Origin of the sequence: Corynebacterium yonathiae (assembly GCF_027570195.1) — a bacterium.
GTDB lineage: Bacteria > Actinomycetota > Actinomycetes > Mycobacteriales > Mycobacteriaceae > Corynebacterium > Corynebacterium yonathiae.
This window is the reverse complement of the sequence record NZ_JAKMUZ010000011.1, coordinates 61267-87852: the sequence shown is the minus strand read 5'-3', so window position 1 is coordinate 87852 and position 26586 is coordinate 61267. Positions and strand designations below refer to the sequence as shown.

At 60.5% G+C, this 26586-nt stretch carries 25 protein-coding genes and 1 tRNA gene; 15 read left to right on the top strand and 11 right to left on the bottom strand.

What is annotated here, in order from left to right; all coding sequences use genetic code 11:
* Positions 1-10: 10 nt before the first annotated feature.
* From L8V22_RS07055 to L8V22_RS07040, 4 genes are read left to right on the top strand one after another with little or no spacing between them, the layout of a single operon-like run.
* Complete coding sequence (locus tag L8V22_RS07055) at positions 11-1147, top strand: molybdopterin molybdotransferase MoeA (RefSeq protein ID WP_238800727.1); 1137 nt, start codon at positions 11-13, stop codon at positions 1145-1147.
* On the top strand, positions 1144-1623 hold the full coding sequence (locus L8V22_RS07050) for a MogA/MoaB family molybdenum cofactor biosynthesis protein (protein WP_238800729.1): 480 nt from the start codon (positions 1144-1146) through the stop codon (positions 1621-1623). Before L8V22_RS07055 ends, L8V22_RS07050 begins: the two co-directional genes overlap by 4 nt.
* Positions 1613-2074 (top strand): molybdenum cofactor biosynthesis protein MoaE, encoded by a 462-nt coding sequence (locus tag L8V22_RS07045; RefSeq protein WP_238800731.1) that lies wholly within the window; start codon positions 1613-1615, stop codon positions 2072-2074. The genes L8V22_RS07050 and L8V22_RS07045 overlap by 11 nt, the downstream gene beginning before the upstream one ends.
* Positions 2071-3069: a ThiF family adenylyltransferase gene (locus L8V22_RS07040; RefSeq protein ID WP_238800733.1), complete on the top strand. Its 999-nt coding sequence runs from the start codon at positions 2071-2073 to the stop codon at positions 3067-3069. Before L8V22_RS07045 ends, L8V22_RS07040 begins: the two co-directional genes overlap by 4 nt.
* A gap of 29 nt (positions 3070-3098) precedes the next feature.
* On the opposite strand, the gene L8V22_RS07035 is transcribed toward L8V22_RS07040, so the two are convergent.
* Entirely contained in the window at positions 3099-3359 is a 261-nt protein-coding gene (locus L8V22_RS07035; RefSeq protein ID WP_238800735.1) for a hypothetical protein, read from the bottom strand.
* Positions 3360-3571: 212 nt separating this feature from the next.
* Positions 3572-3655: transfer RNA gene (locus tag L8V22_RS07030), tRNA-Ser, on the bottom strand.
* A 177-nt stretch (positions 3656-3832) separates the two neighbouring features.
* On the opposite strand from L8V22_RS07030, the gene L8V22_RS07025 reads away from it, so the two are divergent.
* Positions 3833-4789, top strand: a complete 957-nt coding sequence (locus tag L8V22_RS07025; RefSeq protein ID WP_238801715.1) for an NAD(P)H-quinone oxidoreductase — start codon at positions 3833-3835, stop codon at positions 4787-4789.
* On the opposite strand, the gene L8V22_RS07020 is transcribed toward L8V22_RS07025, so the two are convergent.
* On the bottom strand, positions 4786-6042 hold the full coding sequence (locus L8V22_RS07020; protein WP_238801713.1) for an aminotransferase class V-fold PLP-dependent enzyme: 1257 nt from the start codon (positions 6040-6042) through the stop codon (positions 4786-4788). The two genes, L8V22_RS07025 and L8V22_RS07020, sit on opposite strands and share 4 nt — an antisense overlap.
* A 212-nt stretch (positions 6043-6254) precedes the next feature.
* Here L8V22_RS07020 and wzm point away from each other — a divergent pair, with 212 nt between their 5' ends.
* A complete protein-coding gene (wzm, locus tag L8V22_RS07015; RefSeq protein ID WP_051138321.1) occupies positions 6255-7106 on the top strand; it encodes a galactan export ABC transporter permease subunit Wzm/RfbD in 852 nt (283 codons plus the stop codon).
* A 46-nt stretch (positions 7107-7152) separates the two neighbouring features.
* Positions 7153-7956 carry a galactan export ABC transporter ATP-binding subunit Wzt/RfbE gene (gene wzt, locus L8V22_RS07010; protein WP_238801712.1) on the top strand — a complete coding sequence of 268 codons (804 nt, stop codon included), beginning with the start codon at positions 7153-7155 and terminating at the stop codon, positions 7954-7956.
* Here wzt and L8V22_RS07005 read toward each other — a convergent pair.
* Positions 7953-8621, bottom strand: coding sequence for a GNAT family N-acetyltransferase (locus L8V22_RS07005; protein ID WP_238801711.1), 669 nt, complete (start codon positions 8619-8621; stop codon positions 7953-7955). The genes wzt and L8V22_RS07005 overlap by 4 nt on opposite strands.
* Positions 8622-8715: 94 nt before the next feature.
* On the opposite strand from L8V22_RS07005, the gene glfT1 reads away from it, so the two are divergent.
* Positions 8716-9633, top strand: coding sequence for a galactofuranosyltransferase GlfT1 (gene glfT1 / locus L8V22_RS07000; protein WP_238801710.1), 918 nt, complete (start codon positions 8716-8718; stop codon positions 9631-9633).
* Between the two features lie 142 nt (positions 9634-9775).
* Here glfT1 and L8V22_RS06995 read toward each other — a convergent pair whose 3' ends face one another.
* The 3 genes from L8V22_RS06995 to L8V22_RS06985 are packed head-to-tail and all read right to left on the bottom strand — an operon-like array spanning position 9776 to position 11610.
* Positions 9776-10216, bottom strand: coding sequence for a GtrA family protein (locus tag L8V22_RS06995; RefSeq protein WP_005323207.1), 441 nt, complete (start codon positions 10214-10216; stop codon positions 9776-9778).
* Between the two features lie 11 nt (positions 10217-10227).
* Positions 10228-11136 carry a plasmid pRiA4b ORF-3 family protein gene (locus tag L8V22_RS06990; protein WP_238801709.1) on the bottom strand — a complete coding sequence of 303 codons (909 nt, stop codon included), beginning with the start codon at positions 11134-11136 and terminating at the stop codon, positions 10228-10230.
* Positions 11137-11145: 9 nt separating this feature from the next.
* Positions 11146-11610, bottom strand: a complete 465-nt coding sequence (locus tag L8V22_RS06985) for a hypothetical protein (protein ID WP_238801708.1) — start codon at positions 11608-11610, stop codon at positions 11146-11148.
* Positions 11611-11644: 34 nt separating this feature from the next.
* Here L8V22_RS06985 and L8V22_RS06980 point away from each other — a divergent pair, with 34 nt between their 5' ends.
* The 5 genes from L8V22_RS06980 to L8V22_RS06960 all read left to right on the top strand — a co-directional run bounded on the left by L8V22_RS06980 (position 11645) and on the right by L8V22_RS06960 (position 19964).
* Entirely contained in the window at positions 11645-11920 is a 276-nt protein-coding gene (locus L8V22_RS06980) for a hypothetical protein (protein WP_238801707.1), read from the top strand.
* A gap of 126 nt (positions 11921-12046) precedes the next feature.
* Positions 12047-13462 (top strand): decaprenylphosphoryl-beta-D-ribose oxidase, encoded by a 1416-nt coding sequence (locus tag L8V22_RS06975; RefSeq protein ID WP_238801706.1) that lies wholly within the window; start codon positions 12047-12049, stop codon positions 13460-13462.
* Positions 13463-13499: 37 nt separating this feature from the next.
* On the top strand, positions 13500-14258 hold the full coding sequence (locus tag L8V22_RS06970) for a decaprenylphospho-beta-D-erythro-pentofuranosid-2-ulose 2-reductase (RefSeq protein WP_238801705.1): 759 nt from the start codon (positions 13500-13502) through the stop codon (positions 14256-14258).
* Positions 14259-14445: 187 nt separating this feature from the next.
* Positions 14446-16422, top strand: a complete 1977-nt coding sequence (locus L8V22_RS06965; RefSeq protein ID WP_238801704.1) for a galactan 5-O-arabinofuranosyltransferase — start codon at positions 14446-14448, stop codon at positions 16420-16422.
* Between the two features lie 74 nt (positions 16423-16496).
* A complete protein-coding gene (locus L8V22_RS06960) occupies positions 16497-19964 on the top strand; it encodes an arabinosyltransferase domain-containing protein (RefSeq protein WP_238801703.1) in 3468 nt (1155 codons plus the stop codon).
* Here L8V22_RS06960 and L8V22_RS06955 read toward each other — a convergent pair.
* The 3 genes from L8V22_RS06955 to L8V22_RS06945 form a co-directional block, all read right to left on the bottom strand.
* Entirely contained in the window at positions 19903-21279 is a 1377-nt protein-coding gene (locus L8V22_RS06955) for a PepSY-associated TM helix domain-containing protein (protein WP_238801702.1), read from the bottom strand. The genes L8V22_RS06960 and L8V22_RS06955 overlap by 62 nt on opposite strands.
* A gap of 63 nt (positions 21280-21342) precedes the next feature.
* The gene (locus tag L8V22_RS06950; RefSeq protein WP_238801701.1) at positions 21343-22236 is read right to left on the bottom strand and encodes an alpha/beta hydrolase; all 894 of its coding nucleotides are present in this window, start codon (positions 22234-22236) and stop codon (positions 21343-21345) included.
* Between the two features lie 39 nt (positions 22237-22275).
* Positions 22276-24210, bottom strand: a complete 1935-nt coding sequence (locus L8V22_RS06945; protein WP_238801700.1) for a M13 family metallopeptidase — start codon at positions 24208-24210, stop codon at positions 22276-22278.
* A 42-nt stretch (positions 24211-24252) separates the two neighbouring features.
* Between L8V22_RS06945 and L8V22_RS06940 the strand changes: the two genes are divergently transcribed.
* Both L8V22_RS06940 and L8V22_RS06935 read left to right on the top strand, forming a co-directional pair.
* Positions 24253-24834, top strand: a complete 582-nt coding sequence (locus L8V22_RS06940) for a hypothetical protein (protein ID WP_238801699.1) — start codon at positions 24253-24255, stop codon at positions 24832-24834.
* A complete protein-coding gene (locus L8V22_RS06935; protein WP_238801698.1) occupies positions 24835-25686 on the top strand; it encodes a PrsW family intramembrane metalloprotease in 852 nt (283 codons plus the stop codon).
* A gap of 17 nt (positions 25687-25703) precedes the next feature.
* On the opposite strand, the gene L8V22_RS06930 is transcribed toward L8V22_RS06935, so the two are convergent.
* Entirely contained in the window at positions 25704-26570 is an 867-nt protein-coding gene (locus L8V22_RS06930) for a hypothetical protein (protein WP_269966427.1), read from the bottom strand.
* Positions 26571-26586: the final 16 nt, after the last annotated feature.

The window sequence follows — 26586 nt, the reverse complement described above, 5'->3', positions numbered from 1 at the left end:
ACTAGCCGCCATGCGCACACCCAAGATTCACGCGCGCGAGGTCGCCGCGGCCCTGCCCGTACGTCACGTAACCACCGTGGCCCTCAATCAGGCACAGGATATGGTCTTAGCTGCGGATATCCGCGCTGATTTCCCTTCCCCGCGCTTTGATAATTCACAAATGGATGGCTACGCCCTTCCCCAGTGTGCGGCCGGGACTTACCAGGTAGGCCCCACCATCGCCGCCGGTACAGAGCCCGCCCAAGTGCTCCACGGCTCACTCAACGCGGCCTGCCCCATCATGACCGGCGCCAAGGTGCCGGAAGGAACTGCAGCCATCGTGCCCATTGAGCACTGCGAACCACAAGAATTCCTCGCCCCGGGTGACCGTGTCACCGTGCCGGAGACCCAGCCGGAACAATTTATACGCCGCGCCGGCTCGGACTTAGAAGAAGGCGCCCTCTTGGCAGCCCAAGGCGATAAGCTCACGCCGGTCCGTTTGGCCGCCCTTGCTTCCCAAGGCATCGCCGAGGTGGAGGTCTACCGCCCCGCCCGCATCCTGATTTGCACCGGCGGCGCCGAGATAGGCCGTGGCAGCGCCGCCATTCCTGATGCCAATGCACCGCTCCTTAAAGGAATGGCTCGCCGCGCCGGCATCGAAGTCGCAGGCTTTATCACCACCGATGATGACCCGCAGGCCTTAACCCACGCTTTCACAGAAGTCATCGCACAGCACCGACCTGACGCCATCATTACCGCGGGTGGAATCTCTGCTGGAAAATTTGAAGTAGTACGCCAAGTACTCGATGGCTGGTTCGGCCATGTGGACCAGCAGCCCGGCGGCCCACAGGGTATCGCTACTTTCCACGGCACGCCAGTGATTTGTCTGCCCGGAAACCCCATTTCCGCTTTGGTAAGTTTCCGCCTCTTCGTGGCCCCAGCACTGGGCTGGGCACCGGAACCCTTCCGCGTTCCCCTCGCGGCGGGCATTGAAGGCCTCCCACACAAGGACCAATTTCGCCGCGGGCGCGTCGATTCCCATGCCCACATCCTCGGTGGCGCTAGCTCCCACCTGCTCGCCCAAGCAGCAGATGCCACCCATCTCCTCCGCATCCCTGCCGGTCAACGCCTTGAAGAAGGCCAGGAAGTTGAGGTTTACCCACTATGAGCCCGCAACGCACCGCCATCGTCATCGTCGCCTCTACTCGCGCTGCCGCGGGTATCTACGAGGATCGATCCGGCCCCATCGCGGTAGATTTCTTGCGGCGCAAGGGCTTTGATTGCCCCGATGCACGCATCGTCCCCGATGCCGATATTGCCGCCACCGTTGCTGCCGCCTTCGCCGAAGAACCCTCGGTCATCTTGACCTCTGGTGGCACCGGCCTGACCCAAGACGACAAGACGGTAGAGGCTGTGGCGCCACATATCACCCGCGAACTGCCCGGTATTGCGGTGGCCTTCTGGCAAAAGGGTCTAGAAAGCGTGCCCACTGCGGTGGCTTCCCGCGCCATCGCCGGCGTTAATGACTCCACCTTTGCCATGACGCTTCCTGGTTCTACCGGCGGGGTAAAAGACGGCTGTGCGATTTTAGAAGAATTAATTGTTCCGATCGTCGATATGTTAGAAGGAAAACATGAGCACTGATCCCTCCTACGTGGCCGAGCAAACCGGCTGCACCATTGGCACGCTGCTAAGCGATCAGCCTCTTGATCCTCTCCTCGCCGCTGCCAAGAAGGATACCGCCACCGCTGCTATGGGCGCCGTAGTCACCTTTGAGGGCATCGTCCGTGATCACGATGGCGGTCGGCCGAATGTCACCCTTCTTTCCTATAGCGCGCACCCAACCGCGCCAGAGAAGCTGCAGGACATCACCGACGCCGTCTCCTCCAGCCATCCGGTGCGCCTCTGGGCCGCTCACCGCACGGGGGATCTTCAGGTCGGCGACCTGGCCTTTGCCGTAGTTGCGGCCGCCGCGCACCGCGGCGATGCCTTCCGCGCGGCCGAAGAATGCGCCGATCGCGTCAAGGCAGAAGTGCCCATCTGGAAGGAACAAGGCCACGGCGATGGCTCCACTAACTGGGTGGGTCTGGAATGAGCATCCGCTATGCCCGCCAAGAAGCGCTCTGGGGCGAGGAGGGACAGCGCAAGCTCGCTCAAGCCCACGTAGCGGTTATCGGGGCCGGCGGCTTGGGTTCCCCCGCCCTGCTTTACCTAGCTGGCGCGGGCGTAGGCCGCATTTCGCTTTTCGACGACGACGTGGTCTCCCCTTCCAACCTGCACCGCCAAATCATCCACACCACCGCAGCCATCGGCACGCCGAAGACTGATTCCGCCGCGGCCGCCGTCCGCGCGCTCAATCCGGAGGTGGACATCACCTGCCATGGTCGCCTCAAATCAGCGACGGCACTCGAGCAGCTTCGTGGCTGCGATCTCATCCTCGACGGCACCGATAACTTCGATGCGCGCTACTTAAGCTCCTGGGCCGCCCACGAATTAGGCATCCCGCACGTGTGGGCCTCCATCCTCGGCTTCGATGCGCAGCTCAGCGTGTTCTGGTCCGGTCACGGCCCTGTCTATGAGGATGTTTTCCCCACCGCCCCCGCGCCCGGCGAGGTTCCCTCTTGCTCCCAAGCCGGGGTTCTGGGTCCGGTGGTCGGCGTCGTCGGCTCGGCTATGGCCTTAGAGGCGCTCAAACTCATCACCGGTGTGGGCGCCCCACTCATCGGTACGCTCGGCTACTTCGATGCACTATCCGGCACCTGGGAATACATTCCACTTCGCCCCACCGGCGCGCAACCCACCCAGCCTGCCGACGCCCCCGAAGTCCGCGAGATTCCCCCGCACGCTCCGCTTATCGACGTCCGCACCTCCCCCGAGCGTGCCCAATCCGCCATCCCCAATTCCACGCACCTTGAACTCGACCGCATCCTCGGCGGCGAAAACCCCAGCATCGAACCGGATGCTCCGGCTGTCCTCTACTGCGCCAGCGGCATCCGTTCCGCACAAGCAGTGGACGTCCTTCGCAAGCGCGGCTTCACGAACGTCGTCTCCCTACGCGGCGGCATCAATTCCTGGCTCGAGCAACATTAGCCACTTTTCGCCTGTTAACGAAAGGCAGCTTAGCGGTCCATTCGAGTCTTATGTTCCTTATGTCGTGCAAATAGGAACCAAATAAGAGGCCCAAGGAACGGGTAGGCAAATGCCGCCATCGCCAGCAGTATTTTGACCCCTACGCTATATCCCGAGCGAATGATGGATATGAGCGAAGCCACCCAAAAGACCAACAGAGCGATAACAATGACGGCACCTATCCCGCCCGCAAGCCAGCCATATGATTCTGGTACCTGTTCTTCGGCCAATAAAGAAATGTAATTAGTCATAGTTTCCTCATGGTTAACGGTGTTTCGATATCCATACCTCAAGGTAGTAACTCATGGTAAACATTGACTGACTTCAGCCTTAGTTTTCTCTGCATCTCAGCGCAACCGCTCAAAACGGGGTTAAGGGTCAGAATGTGTGACCACTAGAATCCGCCCTTACCCCTAAATAAAGCAAACCCCTAGTCATTGACGACTAGGGGTTAGGCGTTCTGCGGAGACGGCGGGATTTGAACCCGCGGAGGTATTACCTCGCCGGTTTTCAAGACCGGTGCATTCGGCCGCTCTGCCACGTCTCCAAGTTGCGTATCGAAGGCAATCTCCTTGCCCAAGAAGCAACTTGGTCAGTCTACTAAATAGATGGCCCTGTTTCCCAAAAGGCCACCTTCAGTGCTCAAAATGATTACTCCCCCGAGGTCATTCGTGGCGCAGGACACATGAGCTCCGTTAGATTGGGCCCTATGACTACAACAAAGATGAAGGCAATCGTGCAGACCGATCCCCAGGAGCGTCGCTCCTTGGAACTCCAAGAGGTCGACGTTCCGCAACTGCAATCAGGCGAAGTGCTCGTCAAGGTGCAGGCAGCGGGCGTTAACCGCGGCGATATCCTGCAAACGATGGGAGCTTATCCGCCACCACCAGGGGCGTCAGAAATCCTGGGCTTGGAAGCAGCGGGCACCATCACGGACGCCGGGGATACCGACTGGGAGGTGGGCACCGAAGTGGGCTGTTTGCTCGCTGGTGGTGGCTACGCCGAATACGTTGCGGTCCCACAGGGCCAGCTACTCCCTCTACCCCAGGGGTATAGCGTTGAGGAAACCGCGGCGGTAGTCGAGGTTGGATGCACCGTCTGGTCCAACTTGGGCATTGAGGCGAACCTCCACGAGGGCCAACGTGTGCTTATCCATGGTGGAAGCGGTGGCATCGGTACTTTTGCCATTCAGGTCGCCAAGGCATTAGGCGCAGAGGTAGCGGTCACGGCCGGTTCGCAGGAGAAATTGGATCGCTGCCGCGAGCTGGGCGCCGACATTCTCATCAACTATAAGGAGCAGGACTTCTTAGATGAGTTGAAGGGAAGCTGCGATGTCATTTTGGACATCATCGGCGCAAAATACCTTGAAAAGAATATGAAGTGCCTAGCCAAGGACGGCAAGCTCATCATTATTGGCATGCAGGGCGGCACCAAAGCAGAAATTAACTTGGGAGCCATGTTGCCCAAGCGTCTGACTATTCAGGGTACGACGCTGCGCGCCCGCGACTTAGACGATAAGGCCCAGATTGTGGCCGGCACGGTAGAAAATGTCTGGCCCATGTTGGCAGACGGCCGAGTAAAGCATGCGCTGCATGCCACTTATCCGCTTGCCGACGCCGCCCGTGCCCACGCTGCACTCGACAGCGGTGAAGTCACCGGCACCCTCGTGCTTAGTGTTTAAGCCAGTGAGGCTACAACACGGGTGAGGTGTTCGACGTCGTGATAAGTGTTGAAGGGGCCAAGCGCAACGGTAACGGCGCCGCCGATTTCCTCCACGCCCATCTCCGTAAGCAACGGGGTCTGCGGGGCAAGCGTGGTGACCAGCCCATTATCAAAGAGACGCTTGTACACGGTCTCCGCCGGAACGCCCTTCACAGCAAAGGTAAGGCGCGGCAGGCGATCATCGGATGCGCCGGCGGCCGCCTCTCCCGTCACTCCGAGGATGTGTACGGCAGGCAAGGTGCTCAAGAAGGAATAAAGGTCGGCGCGTAGATCCTCGAGGTAGGCGCTGAGCGCATCCATGGAGGTGCGCAGGCGCTTGCGGCGCGAGCCGCTCTCCCCACCGGCGAGGGCGGCAAGATGGTCCACCAGTGGTCCGACACCACCGGCCAAGCCGGAGGAAATGGGCGTTTCCAGCTTGCGAGCACCCTTGCTGGCATGCACCGGATCGAGGGCATCGAGGCGGCGGAACATACGGGTATCGCGGAAGACTAAAGCCGCTAGCTGCGGGCCGCCCAGCAGGCCAAGGTCGAGACCCAAGATATCGGCACCGAGCTCATCGAAGTTGATGGGGCGGTAGGGCGCGATCGCGGAGACGTCGAGAAGCGTCCAGGCGCGAGAGCGTTCATGCACGGTGTCTATGATCTCTGCAGTGGGAGAAACCGTGCCCAATAGTTCGTGGGCGGCAGAGAAAGCGACGAGCCGCGTGGAGCCGTCGACGAGCTCGGCGAATTGGAATCCCGGCAACTCGCCTGTGCCCAAGTCTGGCTCGGCCCAACGGGTTTCCGCCTTGACCTCAGAAAACGCCGAGTACAAAGACGGCGGATCAAGCTTGGAGAGCACCAGCGAAGAATTACTGCCTAAAAGCGGACGGGCTGCGTGCGCCAAGGACTGGTACAAAACAGGCAAGGATGGCCCCAGCACCACGCGATCTGCCCTGGATCCGGTCAGATCCGCTATGGCCATGCGTGCGGCCGTGTAATTGCCATCGCCTTCCAGTCGCCCCGGCGCGGGAGTAGCGGAATGGGCACCGCCCGGGCCCTCCTGAGGCGCCACGGCGGTGGACATCCGGAAGGAGCGAGCCACGCCGGAGGCGACGCGCTCAGAGATCTGGGGGACCGCGTGCGCGTTGAGGTAAGTCCAACCATCAGATAGCCCGGTGTATAAACCGCGCACACTGAATACGTCGTAGTGTGCCGAAGCTCCTGCTGGCATTACGGTCCCTTCTTTTTCGCGCTAGGCATCGCCACACAGTGGCGGTCGGTTCCCTACTGTATACGCGTTTGGTCCAAGTTTCCCAAATCTGAATTTTTGCTGCATACCGCTGTTTTCGCAGGCTGGCGGCGTGTAGTTCCCGTTTGCCCAGCCCGCGCGCTAGGGTGTTGAGCGTGCAAGATAACAATCAACTGCGCGCTGATATCGCCCGCATGACCTCCCAGCCAGACGGCGAGGCCACCCCAGCGTCCCAGTCCGAGACCCTCAAGGCCGCCTTCGCGGACCTTGCGCAGGGTGCACAGCAGCGCGAGCTGTGGTTCAAGCTGGGTATTCAAGATATTAAGCAGCGCTACCGCCGCTCCGTCCTGGGCCCGTTTTGGATCACCATCGCCACTGGCGTGATGGCCCTCGCCTTGGGCCTTTTGTACTCCATGCTCTTCCAGATTCCCGTCGCGGAGTTCCTCCCCCACGTCACCGTGGGTCTTATTATGTGGACCTTCATTTCGGGCTGCATCAAGGAAGGCTCCACCGTCTTCATTGATAATGAGGGCTTGATTAAACAGCTTCCCGCCCCTCTTTCGGTGCACGTCTACCGCCTGGTGTGGCGCCAAACATTATTTTTGGGCCATAACCTCATCATCTGGCTGTTGCTTATCCTCATCTTCCCACGCAGTCTGGGTTGGGAGTTCTTCCTCTTTATCCCAGGCTTGGCGTTGTTGTTGGTCAACGGCGTGTGGGTCACGATGTTCTTTGGCATCATTGCCACCCGCTTCCGTGACGTAGCCCCGCTGCTGGAGGCTTTAACCCAGCTCTTGTTCTACGTCACCCCGATTGTGTGGATGACCAATACCCTGAAGGATCAGGGCGGTGCCGTGGCCGGGCGAGCCCGCATCGCGGAGATCAACCCGCTCTATCACTACCTAGAAATCGTCCGCGCACCCATGATCGGTGAGCCGGTAGCCGCCTACCACTGGTGGATCGTTATCGGCTGCACCGTGCTCGGCCTGCTCATCGCCGGCTTGGTCATGCGCAAGTGGCGCTTCCGCGTCAGCTACTGGGTCTAAGCCCACGCCCTGTACTTGTGGAGATTCCTCGAAAGGATACTGACTGATGGTCTCGATTGATACGTATAACGCGTGCGTGGACTTTCCCATCTTTGATGCCAAATCTCGTTCACTGAAGAAGGCCATGCTCTCTTCTGCCGGTGGCGCCATTGGCAAAAATGCCCAAAACACCGTCGTGGTGGAAGCCCTGAAGGACATTAACCTGCACCTGCGCGAGGGCGACCGTGTGGGTTTGGTGGGCCATAACGGCGCCGGTAAATCCACCTTGCTGCGCCTCTTGTCTGGAATCTATGAGCCCACCCGCGGTTCTGCAGATGTGCGCGGCCGGGTGGCCCCCGTTTTTGATTTGGGTGTAGGCATGGACCCAGAGGTCTCTGGCTACGACAACATCATTATCCGCGGCCTCTTTTTGGGCCAGTCCATCAAGCAGATGAAAAAGAAGATGGATGAGATTGCGGAGTTTTCTGAGCTCGGCGATTATCTTTCCATGCCGCTGCGCACCTATTCCACCGGTATGCGCGTGCGTTTGGCGCTCGGCGTGGTGACATCCATTGAGCCAGAAATCCTACTGCTGGATGAGGGCATTGGCGCGGTCGACGCCGCCTTCATGGCTAAGGCGCGCGTGCGCCTGCAGGAGCTGGTGAAGCGCTCCGGCATCCTGGTCTTTGCCTCCCACTCCAATGACTTTTTGGCCCAGCTATGCAATACCGCCTTGTGGATCGACCACGGTGAGATCCGCTCGGTAGGCGAGGTTTCCGAGGTCGTCGGTGAGTACGAAGGACCTGAGGTGGGCGACTACGTCCGCGACCTGCGCGAGCGTTTTGAAAATGAGGACACTACCGGCAATTAATTGAGCATATGCAGCAGCTGGTCGCCTACACCCTGCACGTCCACCTGCACCCCTTCCGGCCGGTGATAGTCCGCGGCGTTGAGGCGAGCGCTAACTACCGGCCGGTTAATCTTTTCCGGGCCCGCGGGCTCTTCTTTTGCCTCGGTGCTAACGCGGTAGCCCAACTTTTCACTCACCCGGGCTGAGGCGCGGTTGGTTTTTATCCAACTGGTGCACAGCGAACCCGCATCGAGGTGCAAGAAGGAAAACGCCGCCATCGCCTGGCGGATAAGCGTGCCATAGCCTTGGCCTTGAAAGCGGTGCAGCACCCATGATGCAGTTTCTATTTCCCGTGCGGCCGCAAAATTTTCTGCCGCCAGGTCCACCACGCCCACTAGTGCTTGGGTTTCTACCTGGCGAGCGATGAAATCCAGGGTCCAATTCTGGGGGCACAGCGTCGCTCGGTGCTCCCACCGGTGCTGGGCCATGGCGGCGGGGGTATTCTTCTTCTCATCAAAAAGCCAGGGAAATGCATGTTCTGGGATGTCTGCGCCATAAATATCTGCCGCACACACTTGGGCCACCTGTGCGATGTCTTCATCGCGCATGACACGCAGGTCAACTCCGCAGCCCGTATCATCGCAGGCCCGAATGGTCACCGCAAAAGGCGGCCAGAAGTTTTCCATAGGTTTCACAGTATCCGCAAAGCGGCGCCTATATCCACTTTTCGCTCCACCAATGCGGAGTGTTTCTGCGCTGGTCCCCTGCCCCGGTGGCAAGATGGAACCCATGACTGCCACCCTGACTTCTACCGGTTCTACCGCCGCCGTCATTGTTACCCATCAGCGCGCCGAACTGCTACGGGCATCGCTCGAACAGGTGGTACACCAAACCCACCCCGTGCAGTGGGTGATCGTGGTGGATAACGGTGCGGAAAATGCAGTGCGTGAACTTGTCGAGTCCATGGCGGGCGACCGCGGCGTCTACGTGCCTTCGGAGACCAACCTGGGCGGAGCTGGTGGCTTTGCGCTAGGCTTTCTCACCGCCCTTTCTTTGGGCGCGGATGCCGTGTGGTGTGCCGATGACGATGGCCGCCCCGCCGATCACACGGTCCTTGCGGAGCTGTATCGGGTGGCCGAGGCCAACCGTTTGCATGAGGTCTCGCCAGCGGTATGCAATATCAACGATCCCGACCAGCTCGCCTTCCCCCTGCGCCAAGGCCTAGTGTGGCGCCGACGAATGGATGAGCTGGAGGGCGATTTCCTGCCTGGCATTGCATCGCTATTTAACGGCGCGCTGATTTCCGCAGCGGCCATGGAGATCATTGGTGTACCGGACTATCGGCTCTTCATCCGCGGCGATGAGGTGGAATACCACCGCCGGCTGGTCAATTCCGGGCTCTCTTTCGGCACGGCTCTGACCACGAGCTACCTGCACCCAGATGGATCGGATGAGTTCAAGCCCATTTTGGGCGGCAAGATGCACACCCAGTTCCCAGAGGGTGAGTTCAAGCGGTTTTTCACTTACCGCAATCGCGGCTATTTATTGTGGCAGCGCGGCATGCGCAAGCTACTGCCGCAGGAATTCGCCCGCTTTGGCTGGTTCTTCCTGATCCAGCGCCACGATCCGGCCGGCTTTATCGAATGGTTCAAGCTTCACAACCGCGGGCGCAGGGAAGATTTCCGGCGCCCTAGCTAGGCCGAAGCCGAACTGCAGGGGCTGGGCAAGGGGGGCGTCGATAAGCGCGGCACATACCCGCCACCACGCGGCACATACCCGCCACCACCGAGAGCTTGACACCCCGCGCGCAGATTGGTCGGGCTCGATTCCCGTGGTGAGGTTATTTTTCTTTAAAAATGAAGGCCCTTTGAATGGCAAAGTTGGTCACCGTGGCCACGCCTTGGGCGATGACGAAGGCGATGGTGTCTTTTACCGCGCCCTCAAAGCCGAGAGCCATAAGCGGTTCGTTGAGCACCCAGTACAGGAAGTTTTGGACCGCAAAGGTAGAGGCGTACAAAATGCCCACGGTCGCGGCTGTGCGGCCAGACACCTTGGCCCCAAAGGTCCACCGCGCATTGGCCAGGTAGGCGGCGATGGTGCCAAAGACCCAACCGATGGCCTTGGCGGCGGAACGGTGCAGCCCCAGATAGGTCAATAAAAGCGTGAGACCATAGTCAATGGCGGCGGTAAATACGCCCACAGAAATAAAGCGCACCAGCTGGGTGTGCAGCGAGGTGGATGAGGGCTTTACTTCTACGGCGTCGTCAGCGGAATTAGTCACGAGTGAGTAGCCTACCCGCGCAGGAGCGCTCGGTACATGTCCAACCGGTCCACCGGCGCGGCGGATTCGGCACCATAGGCACCAATCCTGGCCAATTGCTGCAACGACGCCGCGCACAGCTCGCGCACTTCGGCCGCAGTCAGCGCCGTGCCGTCGTCATTGACCCAGCCGAGCGCATCCATGGTGGTCTCCACGACGGAATCGGTAAGCTCTACGCCGCCCATGCAGGATAGGGCGAGCGCCATAGACCAAAAGGCATCTTTGCCTTCATGGGTAACCTCGCGCGGCAGGCTGGCAAGCACGCGGGCAATATGCGGCGATAGGTCAGTGTCCCTGCCTAGGTCCATCGCCTGGAGCAGTGGAACGAAATCATAGAGTTTGGTGCGCTCAATCAAATCGCGCACGGGTGACGATACCGCGGAAAAGACCTCATCGGTAACCTCTTGCCCGGTCAATTCGCGGTTGACGCTCGTCAGCTCAAAAGGTTGAAAGAGCGAGCCCGAGCCGCCCACGCATAGCGCTTCCGGAGTGCCATTATCGCGCGGATAGATCTCAGCTACTACCAGCTCGAAGTCCCATAGGCCCCAGGCGAAGTCGATTTGATCGCCTTCGCGCCAGAGAAATTCGGAGGACTGGCGCTCCGGATCGATGCGCGGGCCACGGGCCTCGGTGTGTTCATAAAAGTGCCAGGGAGATTCCTCCTCCGGCAAGCCAAAGCAGATACGCAGAACGCGGTGTAGCTCGGTAAAGGTCAGAGCATCGCTAAAACCAATCTGGCGGTGCACCTCGCCATCGGCGCGAATATTCGCGGCTTGGCAGATGATGGTGAGGGGCTCGCGCTTGAGGGATACCACGCTATCGGCGCGTTTGGCCCGCGCCTGTGCGATATCGGTGACCCCTGCGTTCATGAGCTCCACCATACGCAAGTTTTAGGAAGCTAGTTTTGCCATATCGCGCGCTTCCAGCTCACTAATGAGGAACGTCAGCGCCGCTCCAATGGCGCCCAAGAGGGTCCACGGCCGCTTGGCACCGCGCTTGCGCAGGAACTTCACCATCCGGCGGGAAAGGGCAACGTTCATCCACCCGCCCAGGATGAGCAGCAGCACCACGGCGGCAAAAATAGCCCAGGGCTTGAGGCCTTGATCGGCACTATCCTGCGGCGAGCGCGGCTCATCGCCGTCCTGCTCAGCGTGCGCGTTGGTATAGGCCACTAGGGCGCCAAAGCCAAAGAAAGACAAGGTATACGCGGTGATCAAGCCGCCCTTGGATGTGATCCAATCCGGATAGGAGGTCGCAATGCCCACGGCGGCGGCCTGGGTGATACGGCCAACCAGAGTGTCATCGAGGGCGTAGTTATCTTGGTGCTTATCTTGCGTCTCGCGGTTGTTGGTCATAGCGACTACTTTAAGCGGCGGTAAGCTAATGCGCATGTACTCGGAAAAGACAGAGCATATGACGCCGGCCCAGCAGGCGGCGCAAGATGTGCGCGCAGAGGACGATAAACGCCACGGCCACTTCGAGGCCACGGAGCACACCGATGTGCCGTTGAGCCCTTTTATGACTCGCCTGATGGCGGAGGAATTGCCCATGCTGGATTCCTCCTCGCGCGCTCGCGTCTATGAACTTTTGCGGGAGTATGAGGGCCCGATTATTGAATCTCAAGAAGAGCTGCCGGAGGAGATCCGCGCGCTCATGGATCTATAAACGGGCACATTCGGGCAGTACAAGCGTCCGTTTTGTTCTGAATATCACTCGCGTCACTCCGTCTACCCTCGTGTGAGCTAGGTAGGCTAGGGAAGCGATACAAATCCGTCGAGCAAAGAGTAAGAGATGGAATTACATACCACTGAAAAGTCCCTGCACGGCTGGGGCCGCACCGCCCCAACGACCGCTCATGTCCTCGCCACCGAAGACGTGGACGTCATCAAGAAGGCCGTAGCCCAGGTGGCAGAAGATAACTCGGATAAGCCCGCCCACCTGCGCCGTGGCGTCATCGCCCGCGGTATGGGCCGCTCCTACGGTGACCCCGCCCAAAATGGCGGCGGCTTGGTCATCGACATGCAAAAGCTCAATAAGATCCACTCCATCGACCCAGAGTCTGCTCTAGTGGACGTCGATGGTGGTGTCACCCTAGACCAGCTGATGAAGGCTGCCTTGCCTTATGGCCTGTGGGTTCCGGTTTTGCCGGGTACCCGCCAGGTCACCATCGGTGGCGCAATCGGCCCGGATATTCACGGTAAGAACCACCACTCCGCCGGCTCCTTTGGTAACCACGTGGTCTCCATGGAGCTGCTCGTGGCTGATGGCCGCGTGCTGCACCTGACCCCGGAAGGCTCCGAGGATGACCCGAGCGGCGACCTCTTCTGGGCCACCGTTGGCGGCATGGGCCTGACCGGCATCATCCTGCGCGCCACCATCCGCATGACCAAGACGGAAACTGCCTACTTCATCGCGGATACGGACCGCACCGATAACTTGGATGAAACCATCGCGTTCCACTCCGATGGTTCCGAGCACAACTACACTTATTCTTCCGCCTGGTTCGATGTCATTTCGCCAGAACCAAAGCTGGGCCGCTCCACCATTTCCCGCGGTTCGCTGGCCACCTTGGCGCAGCTGGAAGAGCTAGCCCCGAAACTGGCTAAGGATCCCTTGAAGTTCAATGCGCCGCAGCTGATGACGGTGCCGGATATCTTCCCGTCCTGGACCATGAATAAGCTTTCCCTCTCCGCTGTGGGCTTGGCCTACTACACTATGGGTGCACCGGCCAAGAACCAGGTCAAGAACCTGACGCAGTTCTACCAGCCGCTGGACCTCATTGGGGAGTGGAACCGCGGCTACGGTTCCAAGGGCTTCCTGCAGTACCAATTCGTGGTACCGACCGAGGCCGTGAAGCCGTTCAAGGAGATCATCCGCGATATGCAACGCTCCGGCCACTATTCCGCCCTCAACGTGTTCAAGCTTTTCGGTGAGGGCAACCGCGCACCGCTGTCCTACCCGATGCCGGGTTGGAACGTCTGCGTGGACTTCCCCATCCGTCCGGGCCTGGGCAATTTCCTGGATGACTTGGACCGCCGCGTGATGGAATTCGGCGGCCGCCTCTACCTGGCCAAGGAGTCCCGCACTTCCGCGGAGAACTTCCACAAGATGTACCCGGGCATGGAGGGCTGGCTAAAGACACGCAACGAAATCGACCCGACCGGCGTCTTCGCCTCCGATATGTCCCGCCGCCTCGAGCTGCACTAATCACTGGAAATAACACCTTTAAGGAGATTTACTGACCATGCTTAATGCAGTAGGCCAAGCACAACACATCCTGCTTTTGGGCGGCACCTCCGAGATCGGTCTCGGCGTCGTCTCCGAGTTCCTGCAGCGGGGACCAGCCAAGGTCACCCTGGCTGCCCGCCCGGAGTCCCCGCGCATCGCCCAGGCCAAGGAAGACCTGGAATCCCGCGGCGCTGACGTAGAGGTTCTAGACTTCGACGCCACGGACTTTGACTCCCACCCAGAGGTAATCAATAAGGCTTGGGCACGTGGCGACGTAGACGTGGCCATCGTTGCCTTCGGCACCCTGGGTGACCAGGAAGAGCTGTGGCAGAACCACGACAAGGCCGTCGCCTCCGCGCAGACCAACTACACCGCCCCGGTCTCCGTGGGCGTGCTTCTGGGCGAGAAGTTCAAGCACCAGGGCCATGGCACCATCATCGCCATGTCCTCCGTAGCTGGCATGCGCGTGCGCCGTTCCAACTTTGTCTACGGCGCTTCCAAGGCTGGCGTAGACGGCTTCTATATCAACCTGGGCGAGGCCCTGCGCGGCACCGGTGCCAACGTGCTGGTTGTCCGCCCAGGCCAGGTGCGCACCAAGATGTCCGCCGAGGCTGGCGAAGCCCCGTTGACCGTCAACGTCTCCGATGTTGCCGAGGCCACCGTAAAGGCCGTGCTCGATGGCAAGCAGTCCATCTTCGTGCACCCGCTATTTGAGTACGTTTCTTTGGCATTCAAGTTCATTCCGCAGGCCATCTTCCGCAAGCTGCCGTTCTAAAACGCCGCGGCTTTCCGCGCTGCCGCCTGCTGGCCACCCCGTCCCGCCCCCGCTCCTCCGCCTCGCCGCACGCCCGCGACAGGGAGGTGGCGGGGGCGGTGGTGTTTAAGGGGGCGTCGGAAAGCAAGTGCTTTCCTGCCCGCGCCAAATCTGGGTTGTGGCGCTTGGGTATGCGAAACTAATGGGCATGACAAGCACAGCTGTACCCACCCAGTCAACGCCCGTGAGCGAGGATAAACGCACCGAGGCCTATCGTGCCGATGCGCTGAGCCATCGCGCGACTCTGCTGGGTGTTGTACTGGCCACTCTGGCGGGCGGTGCTCTAACGCTGCTGGGCTGGTTTGCTTTCAAGGCGGTATCGTTGCCGTCCTTTAATACCTCCATGGTCACCCGCGCGCTGACCACGGTAGGTGTGGTGATCACACTGGCCCTAGCCGGTGGGCTGTGCGTGTGGTGGCTTTATGACCACTACAAGGACTCCTTTACCCGTCCGCGCTGGCGGGTCTGGCTGACCTACGCGGTCACCTACCTCTCCCCCGCGCTGCTGACCCTCGCCACCGTGGGCCTGCCTCTGTCCGCCTCCCGCTTGTGGCTTGATGGCGTACAGGTGGACCAGGCCTTCCGCACCCAGTTCCTCACCCGCTCGGTGGATGAGATGGGCTATGCGGACATGAACTACCAGGATATGCCCTCCTTTTACCCGATTGGCTGGTTCTGGCTGGGCGGCCGCTTAGGGGCACTGCTGGGCATTCCGGGCTGGGAGGTCTACCAGCCCTGGGCGCTTATCTCCATTGCTGTAGCCGGCTGCATTTTGGTGCCGATTTGGCAGCGCCTCACCAGTTCACTGCCAGTCGCCACCGCCATCGCCCTAGTCACCACCGCGATTACGCTTACCATCGCAGCCGAAGAGCCCTACTCCGCGGTCATCGCCATGGGGCTGCCCGCCATCGCGGTGCTCAGCGCCCGCGCCTTCCATGGCTCCTGGATGTCCACCCTGGGTGTGGCCCTCTACCTGGGGATTTCCGCTACGTTCTATACACTTTTTACCGGTGCGGCCGCGCTCACCGTGGTCAGCCTCATCGCGCTCTTTACCGCGCTGTATGAGCATACGTGGCGCCCCATCGTGCGCTTGGCGGTAATGGCGGCAGGCTCCATTGCCATCGCGCTCATCGCCTGGGGACCCTATTTATGGGCGATTATGCACTCGCCGGAGCCCCTACAGACCACCGCACAGCACTACTTGCCGGAGGAAGGCACGCAGATTCCGGTGCCATTTTTGTCCTTTAGCATTGTTGGCTTCCTCTGCCTTATGGGTCTGGTCTATCTCGTCATTCGCCTCAATGACGTTGAGGTGCGCGCGCTGGGTATCTCCCTCGTCGGCACCTACCTGTGGACCGTGGTGTCTATGGTGGCAACGCTGGCCGGTACCACGTTGCTCAGCTTCCGCCTTGAGGTCATCGTGGTGCTCTTGTTTGCCACCGCCGGCATCCTCGCTCTGGCCGAGGTGCGCCTGCTCGGCATACACCGCCTCTACCCGGCGCGTTTCTCCCACACCACCAATAAGCAAATCACCGCAGTCTTTGGCATCATCTTGGCCCTCGCAGGCGTCTACTATGCGCAGCAGATTCCGGAGGCCAACGAGGACGCTATCGATCACGCTTATAGCGATACCGATGGCTATGGCGAGCGCGCCGACCGCTTCACTAGCGATTCTGCTCATTATTACCTGGATATCCACAACTTCATTCAGGACCAGGGCTATACGCCGGATGAGACGGTGGTGCTCACGGATGAAAAGATTTTCATGTCTTATTACCCTTACTGGGGATTCAACGCCTTTACCAGCCACTATGCCAATCCACTGGGTGAGTTCAGCACCCGCAATGAGCAGATTGAAACCTGGGCCAACGATTCCTGGGACATGAAGCCGGATGAGTTCCGCAAGGCCCTGGATTCCGCTGCGTGGCGCAGCCCGGATGTCATGATCTTCCGCGGTGATTTAGAAAATAAGGACGATGGTTTCAAGCTACATTTGGCAGAAGATATCTACCCCAATCAGCCGAATATTCGCTATCGCGCGGTCTTCTTTAACGCCGATGTCTTTGACAAGGGCTGGAAGTTGCAGCAAACCGGCCCCTTTGTAACAGCCGTTCGCACTAAGTAAGTTCACCCACACTTCCCGCCCGCGGCCGGGTGTGCCCGCGGGCAGAGAGGGTTATCTGACGTAGACTAATCGCCGTGTCAGATAGCCTCACTACGAATACCGCCCAAGCGCGACCTGCCGCTGCCGGCTCCCGTTTTACCGCCGCCCCCGCGGGCCTGCGGTGGACCGCAATCATTGCCGGGCTGATTGGTTTCCTGTGTTTTGTAGCGACCCCGCTGCTGCCGGTGACCCAAACCCAGTCCTCTTATGATTGGCCGCAGCATGATTCCGTGCAGTCCATCAACGCGCCACTCATTTCCGTCGCCCCAGAGGACCTCAAGGCCACCATTCCTATCTCCGCAGTGGATGAGCTGCGCGAGGGCCAGTCTATGGTCTACGGCACCGTGCCCCCGGAGTCCAAGAAGGCCTCCAACCGTGGCCTTTTCGTCCGCGCCAATGACAAGGGCCTGTCCGTTGTGTCCTTGGACGAGGTGCTGCTTACCCTCAACGCTAAAGAGGTAGCTAAGCTGCCCCAGGACGCCAAGATTGAGATTTCCGCTACGGGCGATGGCACCACCGTAAGCGTGGGCGAGCATGAAAAGACCACCGAGGAGGATCTGCGCCCGCAGGTCACCGGTGTCTATACCGAAATCGACGATAAGGCAGACGTGCAGGCCTTGCTTGATGACGGCCTCAATGTCCACGTCGATATCAACTCCCGCTTTACCTCTTCCCCGACGTTGCTTAAGACCATTGCAATGTGGCTGGGCATCGCTATGGTGGTCGTGTCCCTGTTTTGCCTGTGGCGCATCGATCGTCTCGACGGCCGCCGCTTCGGCTTTATGCCGAAAACGTGGAAGAAGGTACGCCCGCTCGATGGCGTGGTCGCCACCATTTTAGGATTCTGGTACATCCTCGGCGCCAATACCTCCGATGATGGCTTTATCTTCTCCATGAGCCGCGTCTTCGATCACGCGACCTACATGGCGAACTACTACCGCTGGTACGGAGTGCCGGAGGCGCCCTTCGGTTCTCCCTATTATGACCTGGTTGCCGTTCTTTCCCAGATTTCTACCGCCTCGGTCTTCGTGCGCCTGCCGGGCCTGATATCCGGGCTCATCATCTGGTTTATCCTCTCCCGCGAGATGCTGCCGCGCTTTGGCCAGCTTGTCGACGGCCGCCGGGTCGCCCACTGGACCGCAGCGCTGATGTTCCTGGCCTTTTGGCTGCCCTATAACAACGGCACCCGCCCCGAGCCCATCGTGGCGCTCGGTGTGATGTTTACCTGGGCCTCCTTTGAGCGCGCCATCGCCACCCGCCGGCTGCTCCCAGCGGCTGTGGGCACCATCGCCGCAACCATCACCTTGGCCGCCGGCCCCACCGGTCTCTTCGCCGTAGGCGTCTTCCTGGTCAGCCTGCCGCACCTTTTCCGCGCCATGGCCGAGCGCGTGCCGTCCATGGGCGGTGGCGCCCTGGGCTGGCTCTCGCTCATTGCGCCATTCCTTAGCGCTGGCACCGCCATCATGGTGGCCGCCTTTGGTGACCAGACACTATCGACCGTGCTGGAGTCCACCCGCGTGCGCTCCGAGGTTGGCCCTTCCCTGCCGTGGTACGCGGAGTACGCGCGCTACTCCACCCTCTTCCAGGAATCCGTGGATGGCTCGCTCACCCGCCGCTTCGCGGTCTTCACCATGCTCTTCTGCCTAGTGCTGATTGTGGCGGCCTTTATCAAGGACCGTCGCGTCGTCGGTGCTGCCGTTGGCCCGACCCAGCGCCTGCTCATTATCGTGGCGCTGTCCATGTTCTTCCTCATGTTCACCCCAACCAAGTGGACCCACCACTTTGGCATTTACGCCGGCGTGGCCGGTGTCATCGCGGCGCTCGGTGCCGTGGTGCTCTCCCAGTTCGCGCTGCGTTCACCGCGCGCTCGCACCTTTGCCATCGCCGCGGTGGTCTTCTTGCTGGCCATCTCTTTCGCCGGCTGGAATGCCTGGTGGTACGTATCGTCCTTTGGCATCCCGTGGTGGGATCGCACGGTGCAGTTCAAGGCCATCGAGGCCAATAAGGTGCTGCTCGCCATCGCGCTGATCATCTTCGCTATTGGCGTGGTGCAGTCCCTGCGCCATAGCTACCGCAAGTCCCAGGCAGAAGAGGCCGGAGCGCTTGCAGAATTTGAAAAGAATGCTGCAGCCAAGGTTTCGCGCTCCGCCGGTATCATGTCCGCACCTATCGCCCTGGCCTGTGCCATTGTGGTGGCGCTATCGTGTGCTTCCTTTGCCAAGGCCACCGTCTCGCAGGCGGATTCCTACTCCGTGGGCAAGGGCAACCTGGCCTCCCTGCGCGGCAATACCTGCGCGCTGGCGGATCAGACCATGGTGGAGACCAACACCAATGACTCATTCCTGACCCCTGTCGAAGGCGACTTGGGCGATTCCCTGGTGGATGAAGACGAAACCCATACCGGCTTCGACCCGAACTTCATCCCCGAATCAATTGAGCCAGAAAACCAGAACTCCGCCTCCGTGGGTGCCATTGGGGATGGCTCCGACGATTCCTCTTCCGATAACGCGGATACCGCTACCTCCGGCGCGGATGCTGAATCCGGCGGCGCGAGCGATTCTGCCGATTCCCAGGAGTCGAAGGATAAGCAGGAAAAGAACGACAAGAAATCCAAGGAAACCACCAATACCTCTGAGGGCGGCGTGCGCGGCACCCAGGGCGTCAATGGTTCCACCATGCACCTACCGTTCAACTTGGATTACACCAAGGTCCCGGTGCTGGGTTCCTATTCCGAGGAGCAAGACTCCACTTCTGAGGTGACCACCAAGTGGTACAACCTGCCAGAGGCCAAGGACAATACCCCGGTGCTCGCCGTAGCTGCAGCTGGCAATATTTACCACCACGACGTCAACGGGGTGGAGCAAGAAGGCATGGAACTTAGCCTCGAGTACGGCACCATCGATGACTCCGGCAAGGTCACCAATACCGGCGAGGAAGAACTTTCCGCCGTCGGCGCCACGCCAAAGTGGCGCAACCTGCGACTGCCGCTGGATAAATTGCCAAAGGATGCCAACGTGGTGCGCTTGGTAGCCACGGATGATTCCACCGATGAGGATGACTGGTTGGCCTTTACCCCGCCGCGCGTGCCGGAGTTGGATACCATCAATAACCAGTTTTCCAAGGACACCCCGGCGCTGCTGGACTGGGCAGTGGCCCTGCAGTTCCCGTGCCAGCGCACCTTTGACCACTTTGCCGGCGTCACGGAAATCCCGGAGTACCGCATCCTGCCGGATTCCTCGGCTCAGACCTCGCTGACGGACTTCCAGTCCTTCTCTGGCGGTGGCGCCATGTCCACCGCGGAGGCGGTCAACTACTCCTATGAGATCCCGAGCTACCTCAATAATGATTGGGCGCGCGATTGGGGTGCCATTGAAAAGTACGAACTGCGTACCGATTCACAAGGCAACGCCCCAGTCCCAGCCGAGATTGATTATGAGGACATTACGCGCTCCGGTCTGTGGCAAGACTCCGAGATGAAGATTCGTCCCGAGGGCGAAGAGTAGTCTCGCCTGCGGCAGCGCCCCGACCCCGCTTCGGGGCGCGCAATCGTCGCACGAGCCAATCGCCTAGGAAAAAGATCAACAGCGAGACGCCAAAGAGCGGCGCGATGATCGAGTAGGCCACCACCCCCGCCAGCACGGCGGGGGTAATTTTTAGCTCGGGCAGGCTGCGGCGCGGCTTTATCCACCACATCCACAAACCCGCGATACTCACCACGAGCAGACCGAGGGCCAGCGCTGCCAAGGCGACCTGGCTGTAGATTCCAAAGAGCGTACCCATGTGCAGCTGGATGAGCCACGAGGTGAGCTGCGCGGCAAGCGGCCAATCGGCGGAATTGATGCGGTCGATTACCTCACCGTTTGGGGTCACTGCCACGGCATCGCTGCGTAGCTTGAAGGCCGCACGAGCCTCCCGCACGCCCCACGCATCGCCTGGTTTTTCCGGAGGGGTCATTTCCAAGACTCCGGTCAAACCTTGGCTACGGGCTGTCGATAACGCGGTTTGCGCCCCGGCAAGTTCTGCAGCGCCGTTGTGCCCCGCATGCCCGACATGGCCCGAATGGCCGGCGTGGCCGGAATGCTCCCCCGCCCCAGTACTAGCCCCCGCTTCTGCAACAGAGGTCGCCACGGACGGTTCCTTCCAATTAAGTTCCTCCCGCACCTTGCCAATACCTGTGCCCGCCACCAGCGACCATGTCAGGCCGGTAACGGTAAGAAAGAGGAAGCCCGGCAACAACCAGGCACCCACGCGGGCGTGCAGCGCCAGTACCTTCGAGGGCTGCTTCTTATTCCTTTGCTTACGCTTGAGCCACAGGTAGAGGCCGAGGATGCTCAGCGCGCCGAGCCACGAGGCCGCGAGTTCGGCATAGAGACGGCCAGGCTCGCCCAACCATAGGGTGCGGTGGCCATTAGAGGCCCACGTGCGGAAGGGCAGCGCCCGCGAGCCGCCATATTGTTGTAGTTCCCCAGTGATGTGCAGATCCACCGGGTCTACAAAGACGGCGTGGGTATAGCTGGAGTTGGGGGCGGTGGGGTCGTCGAAAAGAACTCGGGTGGTCTCCTGCGGGTCTTCGGAAGGCTCGACTCGAACCACGGTCCCATCCGGGTGCTGGCGCTGGGCGGCGGCAATCTGTTCATCAAGGCTGCGCGGGCTGCCTTGCGCGGTGGCTGTCACCTCATCGTGGTAAATCCACGGTTCAAAGGTGGGCGCCAAGGCATAAAGAAACCCGCTTAACGCTGCGACGATGAGAAAGGGCGCAATGATTACGCCGGCGAATTTATGCAGGCGCGATAGCGCGCCATGAGTGGATATGGTCATGCGGAACTAGTCGCAACCTTGTTGAAACTAGTTCCCTTTTAGTATGAAACCGTCAGGAAGCTGTTATCTTTCCAGCTCTCCTGCCAGGAACGCGGCCGCATCCCGCACGCGTTGCCGGGCAACCGCCGGAGTAGACACGCGGTGGGTGGAAACATAATCGCGCGTCACGGCGCTGGGCACAGAAACACGCGTAGCAATCTCATCCTCGGTCGCGGTCTGCACGAATATATCCGGGCATAGCTCAGATAGATCTGCCGGAATTTCATGGCCGGCGCGCAGGTCCTCTGGAAGATTCGCCAGGGCACCAAAATCGGGGAAGGTGAGCAGAAGGGCGTCGGCAGGCGCAAGCGCGGCCAGCGCGCCGCCGGAGGAATATCCCCAGGTGGCAACGCTGGAAGCACCCTGCGCACGGGCATAGTCAATGGCCCGTTTTACGGCAGTGACCATCTCCGCAACGGTGTGCGCAGGCGCGAGCGGATAGTCCACATCAATGATGGTGGTACCGGATAGCTGTGCGGCGGCGGCTACCTCAGGGCGCCACTGCATCTCTAGCGCTTGGCCATCGCCGCGCCACCAGCCGCCCGAATGGAGCGATACCGCCCAACGGCCAGTGGGTTTTGTGGGCCGAAAAATGGCGCCCACCTCGGATTCTTCCACGCTAATGCCCTCCGTATAGGCGGTTCCCGGCAACGCATGATCCACCGCAGTACCGAGCACCATCATAGCCGCGTGAGTAATCCGGTCCGGCAAAAGCGCACAATACTGATCCGCCTCGGGAGAGCCACCCCCGGCCCACGGTGGGCGGAAATCCGGGGTGTCATAGTGGCTATCGATATAGGCAACGAGCTGCTCGAGCTGCTCCTTTTCATCCATCTGGCGATCCTGGCCGCCAATATGCCACTCCTGGCCGGGCTCCAGCGGGCGGTGCGGGTCCTGGTTAGCATCTGCGTTAGTCATGCCACCGAGCCTACGCGCACCGCCTACCGGCAGAAAGGTCTACCAAATGGTGACGCGATCCTCCGGCGCAATGTACATGGCGGAGTCTTCCGCCACGGCAAAGGCCTCGTAGAACTCCGCAATATTGGCCGCAATGAGATTGCAGCGGAACTCCGCCGGCGAGTGCGGGTCAATGGCTAGGTACTGGGTGGCCATTTCCGGGCGGATGGCGGTGCGCCATACGCGGGCCCAGGCCAGGAAGAAGCGCTGTAGGCCGTTGTAGGTATGTTCGGCCAGCTCTGGCTCAGCACCGTCTACCTCGAACTTTTCCTCCTTGCCCTGCAGGTCAATGCCCTTATCGGCGCAGTAGTTCTTAAAAGCCACCACGGCGATACCCAAGCCACCCAGGTCACCGATGTTCTCGCCTAGGGTAAAGCTGCCGTTCACCCCAGTAGATTCAATGCCGGCCTCCTTAAGCACCGTCGGCACCTGGCCATTGAACTGCTCTACCAACTTAGCGGTGAGCTTTTCAAAGGCGGCGCGGTCCTCATCGGACCACCAGGAGTTCAGGTTGCCCTGACCATCAAACTGCGAGCCTTGGTCATCAAAACCGTGGCCGATCTCGTGGCCAATGACGGCGCCAATAGCGCCGAAGTTTTCTGCGGCATCGGCCTCCGGGTTATAGAACGGCGGGCGCAGGATTGCCGCCGGGAAGGTGATGTCATTGACCACTGGGTTATAAAAGGCGTTGACCGTTTGCGGGGTAGTCACCCATTCATCGCGATCGGCCGGCTTGCCAATCTTGGCCAGCTCGAAGTCATGAGAAAAGGCAGAGCCGGCACGCGCATTAGCCAACAGGTCCGCGCCCTTGCCGGAGACCTCAAGCCCGGAATAATCGCGCCAGGAATCCGGGAAGCCAATCTTGGCCTTGAACTGGGAAAGTTTCTCCAAGGCACGCTCACGGGTGGCCGGGGTCATCCACTCCAGCTGAGAGATGCGCTCACGGTAGGCGGCAATGAGGTAGCCCACCAGCTCATCCATCTCGCGCTTGGAGGAGTCCGGGAAGTGCTCATCCACGAATACTTGGCCAATCTCTTCACCCACGAGGGACTCAGCCAAGCCTACCGCGCGCTTCCAGCGGTCACGCTGCTGGGTAGCGCCAGAGAGCTTGGTGCCGTAGAACTCAAAATTCTTCGCGCCGACTTCCTCCGGCAGCATGGCCGCGCGGGAACGCAGGATGTGCCAGGTAGCCCATAGCTGCCAATCGGCCATGCGTTCGGAGGTAAAGAGGCCCTCGAAGTGCTCGAGGTAGGACGGCATCATATTGACCACGCGGTGTTCTGGCAGGTTGCCGCCGGAAAGCAGGGCGCGGGTCATGGAGGGCAGCTCGCTAAATTCACACGGGTTATAGGTCTTGACCGCATCACGGGTAGAGACCACATCCCAATGACCAGCGGCCAGCTCCTTTTCCAGGCCCACGATGCGCTGGGCCGCCACCTCAGCACCTAAGCCAAAGAGGCGAGCTGGATCGAGGAACTCCAGCATCTCTGCCACGTGCTTTTCATAAGCGCTCAGCGTCTCCGCGTGGGCTTCTTCGCGGTAATAAGCCTCATCCGGCAGGCCCAGGCCGGATTGAATGACATAGGCAATGGCGTCCTCGGAGCCAGAGTCCTTAGATACCCAGAAGGTCACCGGCGAGCCCACACCGGTGCGCTCGAGTTCACCCAAGCGCTGCGCAAGCTCCTCCGGGTTAGCCGCGCTCAGGCGATCCAGATCCGCATCCAATGGAGCCATGCCGGCCGCGTTGACTCCCTCAGTATCCATAAAGGAGGCATAGAGCTTGCCCGGGCGGCCGGTGTCCTTTTCCACGATCTCGTGAACGAGTTCCTCCGCCTCATCGCGCAGCGCGTGGAAGGTGCCGTCCACACCGCGATCATCGGGAATGACGTGGCTTTCCAGCCAGGGTCCATTGACTAGTTGATAAAGATCTTTCATGCTTGCCACTCTAGGGCAAAGCAGCAAGATAAGGTGTGGTTCATGAAATTTTATCGCTTTCCTCCAGCGCATCCGCGGCGCCTTTTTCTCGCCGTCATTGCGTTCGTAGCGGTGGTTCTCGCACTGCCCGCGATCGTGCAGGCGGCGCTGGCGGATTCCTCCGCGGACGTCGAGCAGGTCACCCTAACCGAGCCCAGCCAGGACTGGGAGATCGACGTTCCCGATCTCTACTGCGAGCGCGATTATGAATCCTTCGCCAGCATTGGCTGGACCTGCGGCGATGTCAGCGTACAAGCCACCCTTACCGAAGATGCCAAAGACGATGCCACCACCTTGCGCCGCATGGTCCGCGCCCTAGCCATGGCGCCTTTGCCGGCCGATGCCCCTACCTTCGACGGCACTAACGGAGCACTCCTGCTTACCGACGCCCCCTCCTCCACCGCCGCCCTCTCCCTCGACGGCACCGGCGAGGACGAAAACAAGGATTGGGTGGTCACCGTGACCGGCAAGGGCGATCAGGCACGGGCCACCTCCTCCCGCATTTGGCATGCCTTCGGCCAAAAGGATCTACCTGCTGCGGCCAATTCAGAATTCGCTGACTTCTCCGGGGAGTTGATGTTCTAGATGTCTAAGCTCTTTCGCACCACGCTGTGGCTCCTATCCGGCATCGGCCTCATCGCCTTCTTTTTCCAGACGCTGAGCACATTTTTAATCTCTCCTCTAATGGGTCTGCTCAGCCTGCTCATCGCCGCCATACTCGTGGCACTGGTCATCTACTTGCTACAGCGCAGCCCCATGTGGGCCCGCCCGGCGCGCCTGTGGGCCACGCTGGCTTTCCTTTGGGGCGGCGGAGTAGCTGTTGCCTTGGCGCTTATCAGCGCTGGACCGGTCATGCAGCTCGCTATCGGCACCGGTTGGGTCGACGCCATGATGTCGTGGAGCGGTGCCTATCCGGAAGAGATTTCTAAGGCCACCGGCGTCATCTTCGTGCTCATGTCCTTCCGCCAACTCAACCGCCCATGGCACGGCTGGATGGTGGGCGCAGTGGTAGGCCTTGGCTTCGAGGCTTGCGAGAATATCCTCTACGGCGCCATGGGCGCCACCATGCACCCCGATAGCGATATTCAGGGACTTTTTGAAATGTGGGGCCTGCGCCTTATCGCCGGCCCTGGCCTGCACGTATTGCTCACCGCGCTGGCCGGCTGGGGCATCGGCTGGGCACTCTATGCCGCCGCCAAACCCTGGTCGTGGCGCATCGGCGTCTTTCTCGGTGCCCTAACCGCCTCATTTACCCTGCACTTTTGCTGGAATTACCTGCACGATTCCGAGGTGGCCTCCATCATCCAAGCCGTCGTGGTAGCGCTTATCCTTTACCCGCTAAGCATCTGGCTGGTCCTGCGCGGCAATAAGCTCGCCAAAACCGACGAGAGCTACAGCCACAGCACCGCCGAAGACGCTCTCGCCTTCATCCGCTAAATCCGCCTCCGCCACTCCTAGTTACACACGCGCATCGGCGTTACCTGCGCCAATGCCTGGTTCGCGCTCGCGCAGGCTTGACGCTCGTAGCTCGCTGCCGTGCGGGTGGCATCGCGGACGGCCTGTCGCGCGGGGCCTTGTAGATTCAAATCGCGTTCGATGCGCGCGCCGATGGCTTGGCTAGAACCGCCCGCTGCGGGTAGTGCGCCTGGGGCATTATGTACGGCCCGGGTGACATCTGCGGTATGAGTGCCCGCATCACCGTAGGTATTGGCGGCTACGGTAAATCCTGGGGCGGTGGATACCGAGGCATGGATGCGGCGATTATCGGACCAGCCGAACTTGGTACCGATAACGCCAGGAATTCGTGAGGTACCAAAATCTTGGCGGTAGCCATCGGCAGCCACAGGGGCGGCGTTAGCCATACCGGCCATGATGGGTGCGGCAATGGGATCGTGCTGGATACGCGAGGTGAACCGCGCTACATCTTCAGTAGAGGTTGTGGTCGTTCCCCAATACCCGGTGTAGTGCGTTTCGCGCAGTCCAAACTCGTGGATGATGCTGGGAATGGCCTGCGGGTAGCGACGATCCAAGTCGGTAGCCACGTTGTCATCGCTCACACGGATCATGTGCTCCACGCGGGCTTTGTCGGCCGGCGCACCGTATTTTAGGACCCAATAGCCCAAGTAGAGCTTGCTCAAAGACAGTGCGGGGCGAGACTCATGGGCGTTAGCGGTGGAAACAGTCGCACCGGAATCATGTCGGACGGTGATCTGGGTGCGCGCGGGCACAGCGTGCGGATCGAGGGTGACAGCCTGGGCGGCAGGGGCGATTGCGAGGGAGAGTGCGGTAACCAGGGAACCTACCGCCAACTTTTTCATCATGAAAATATAGTAGCGC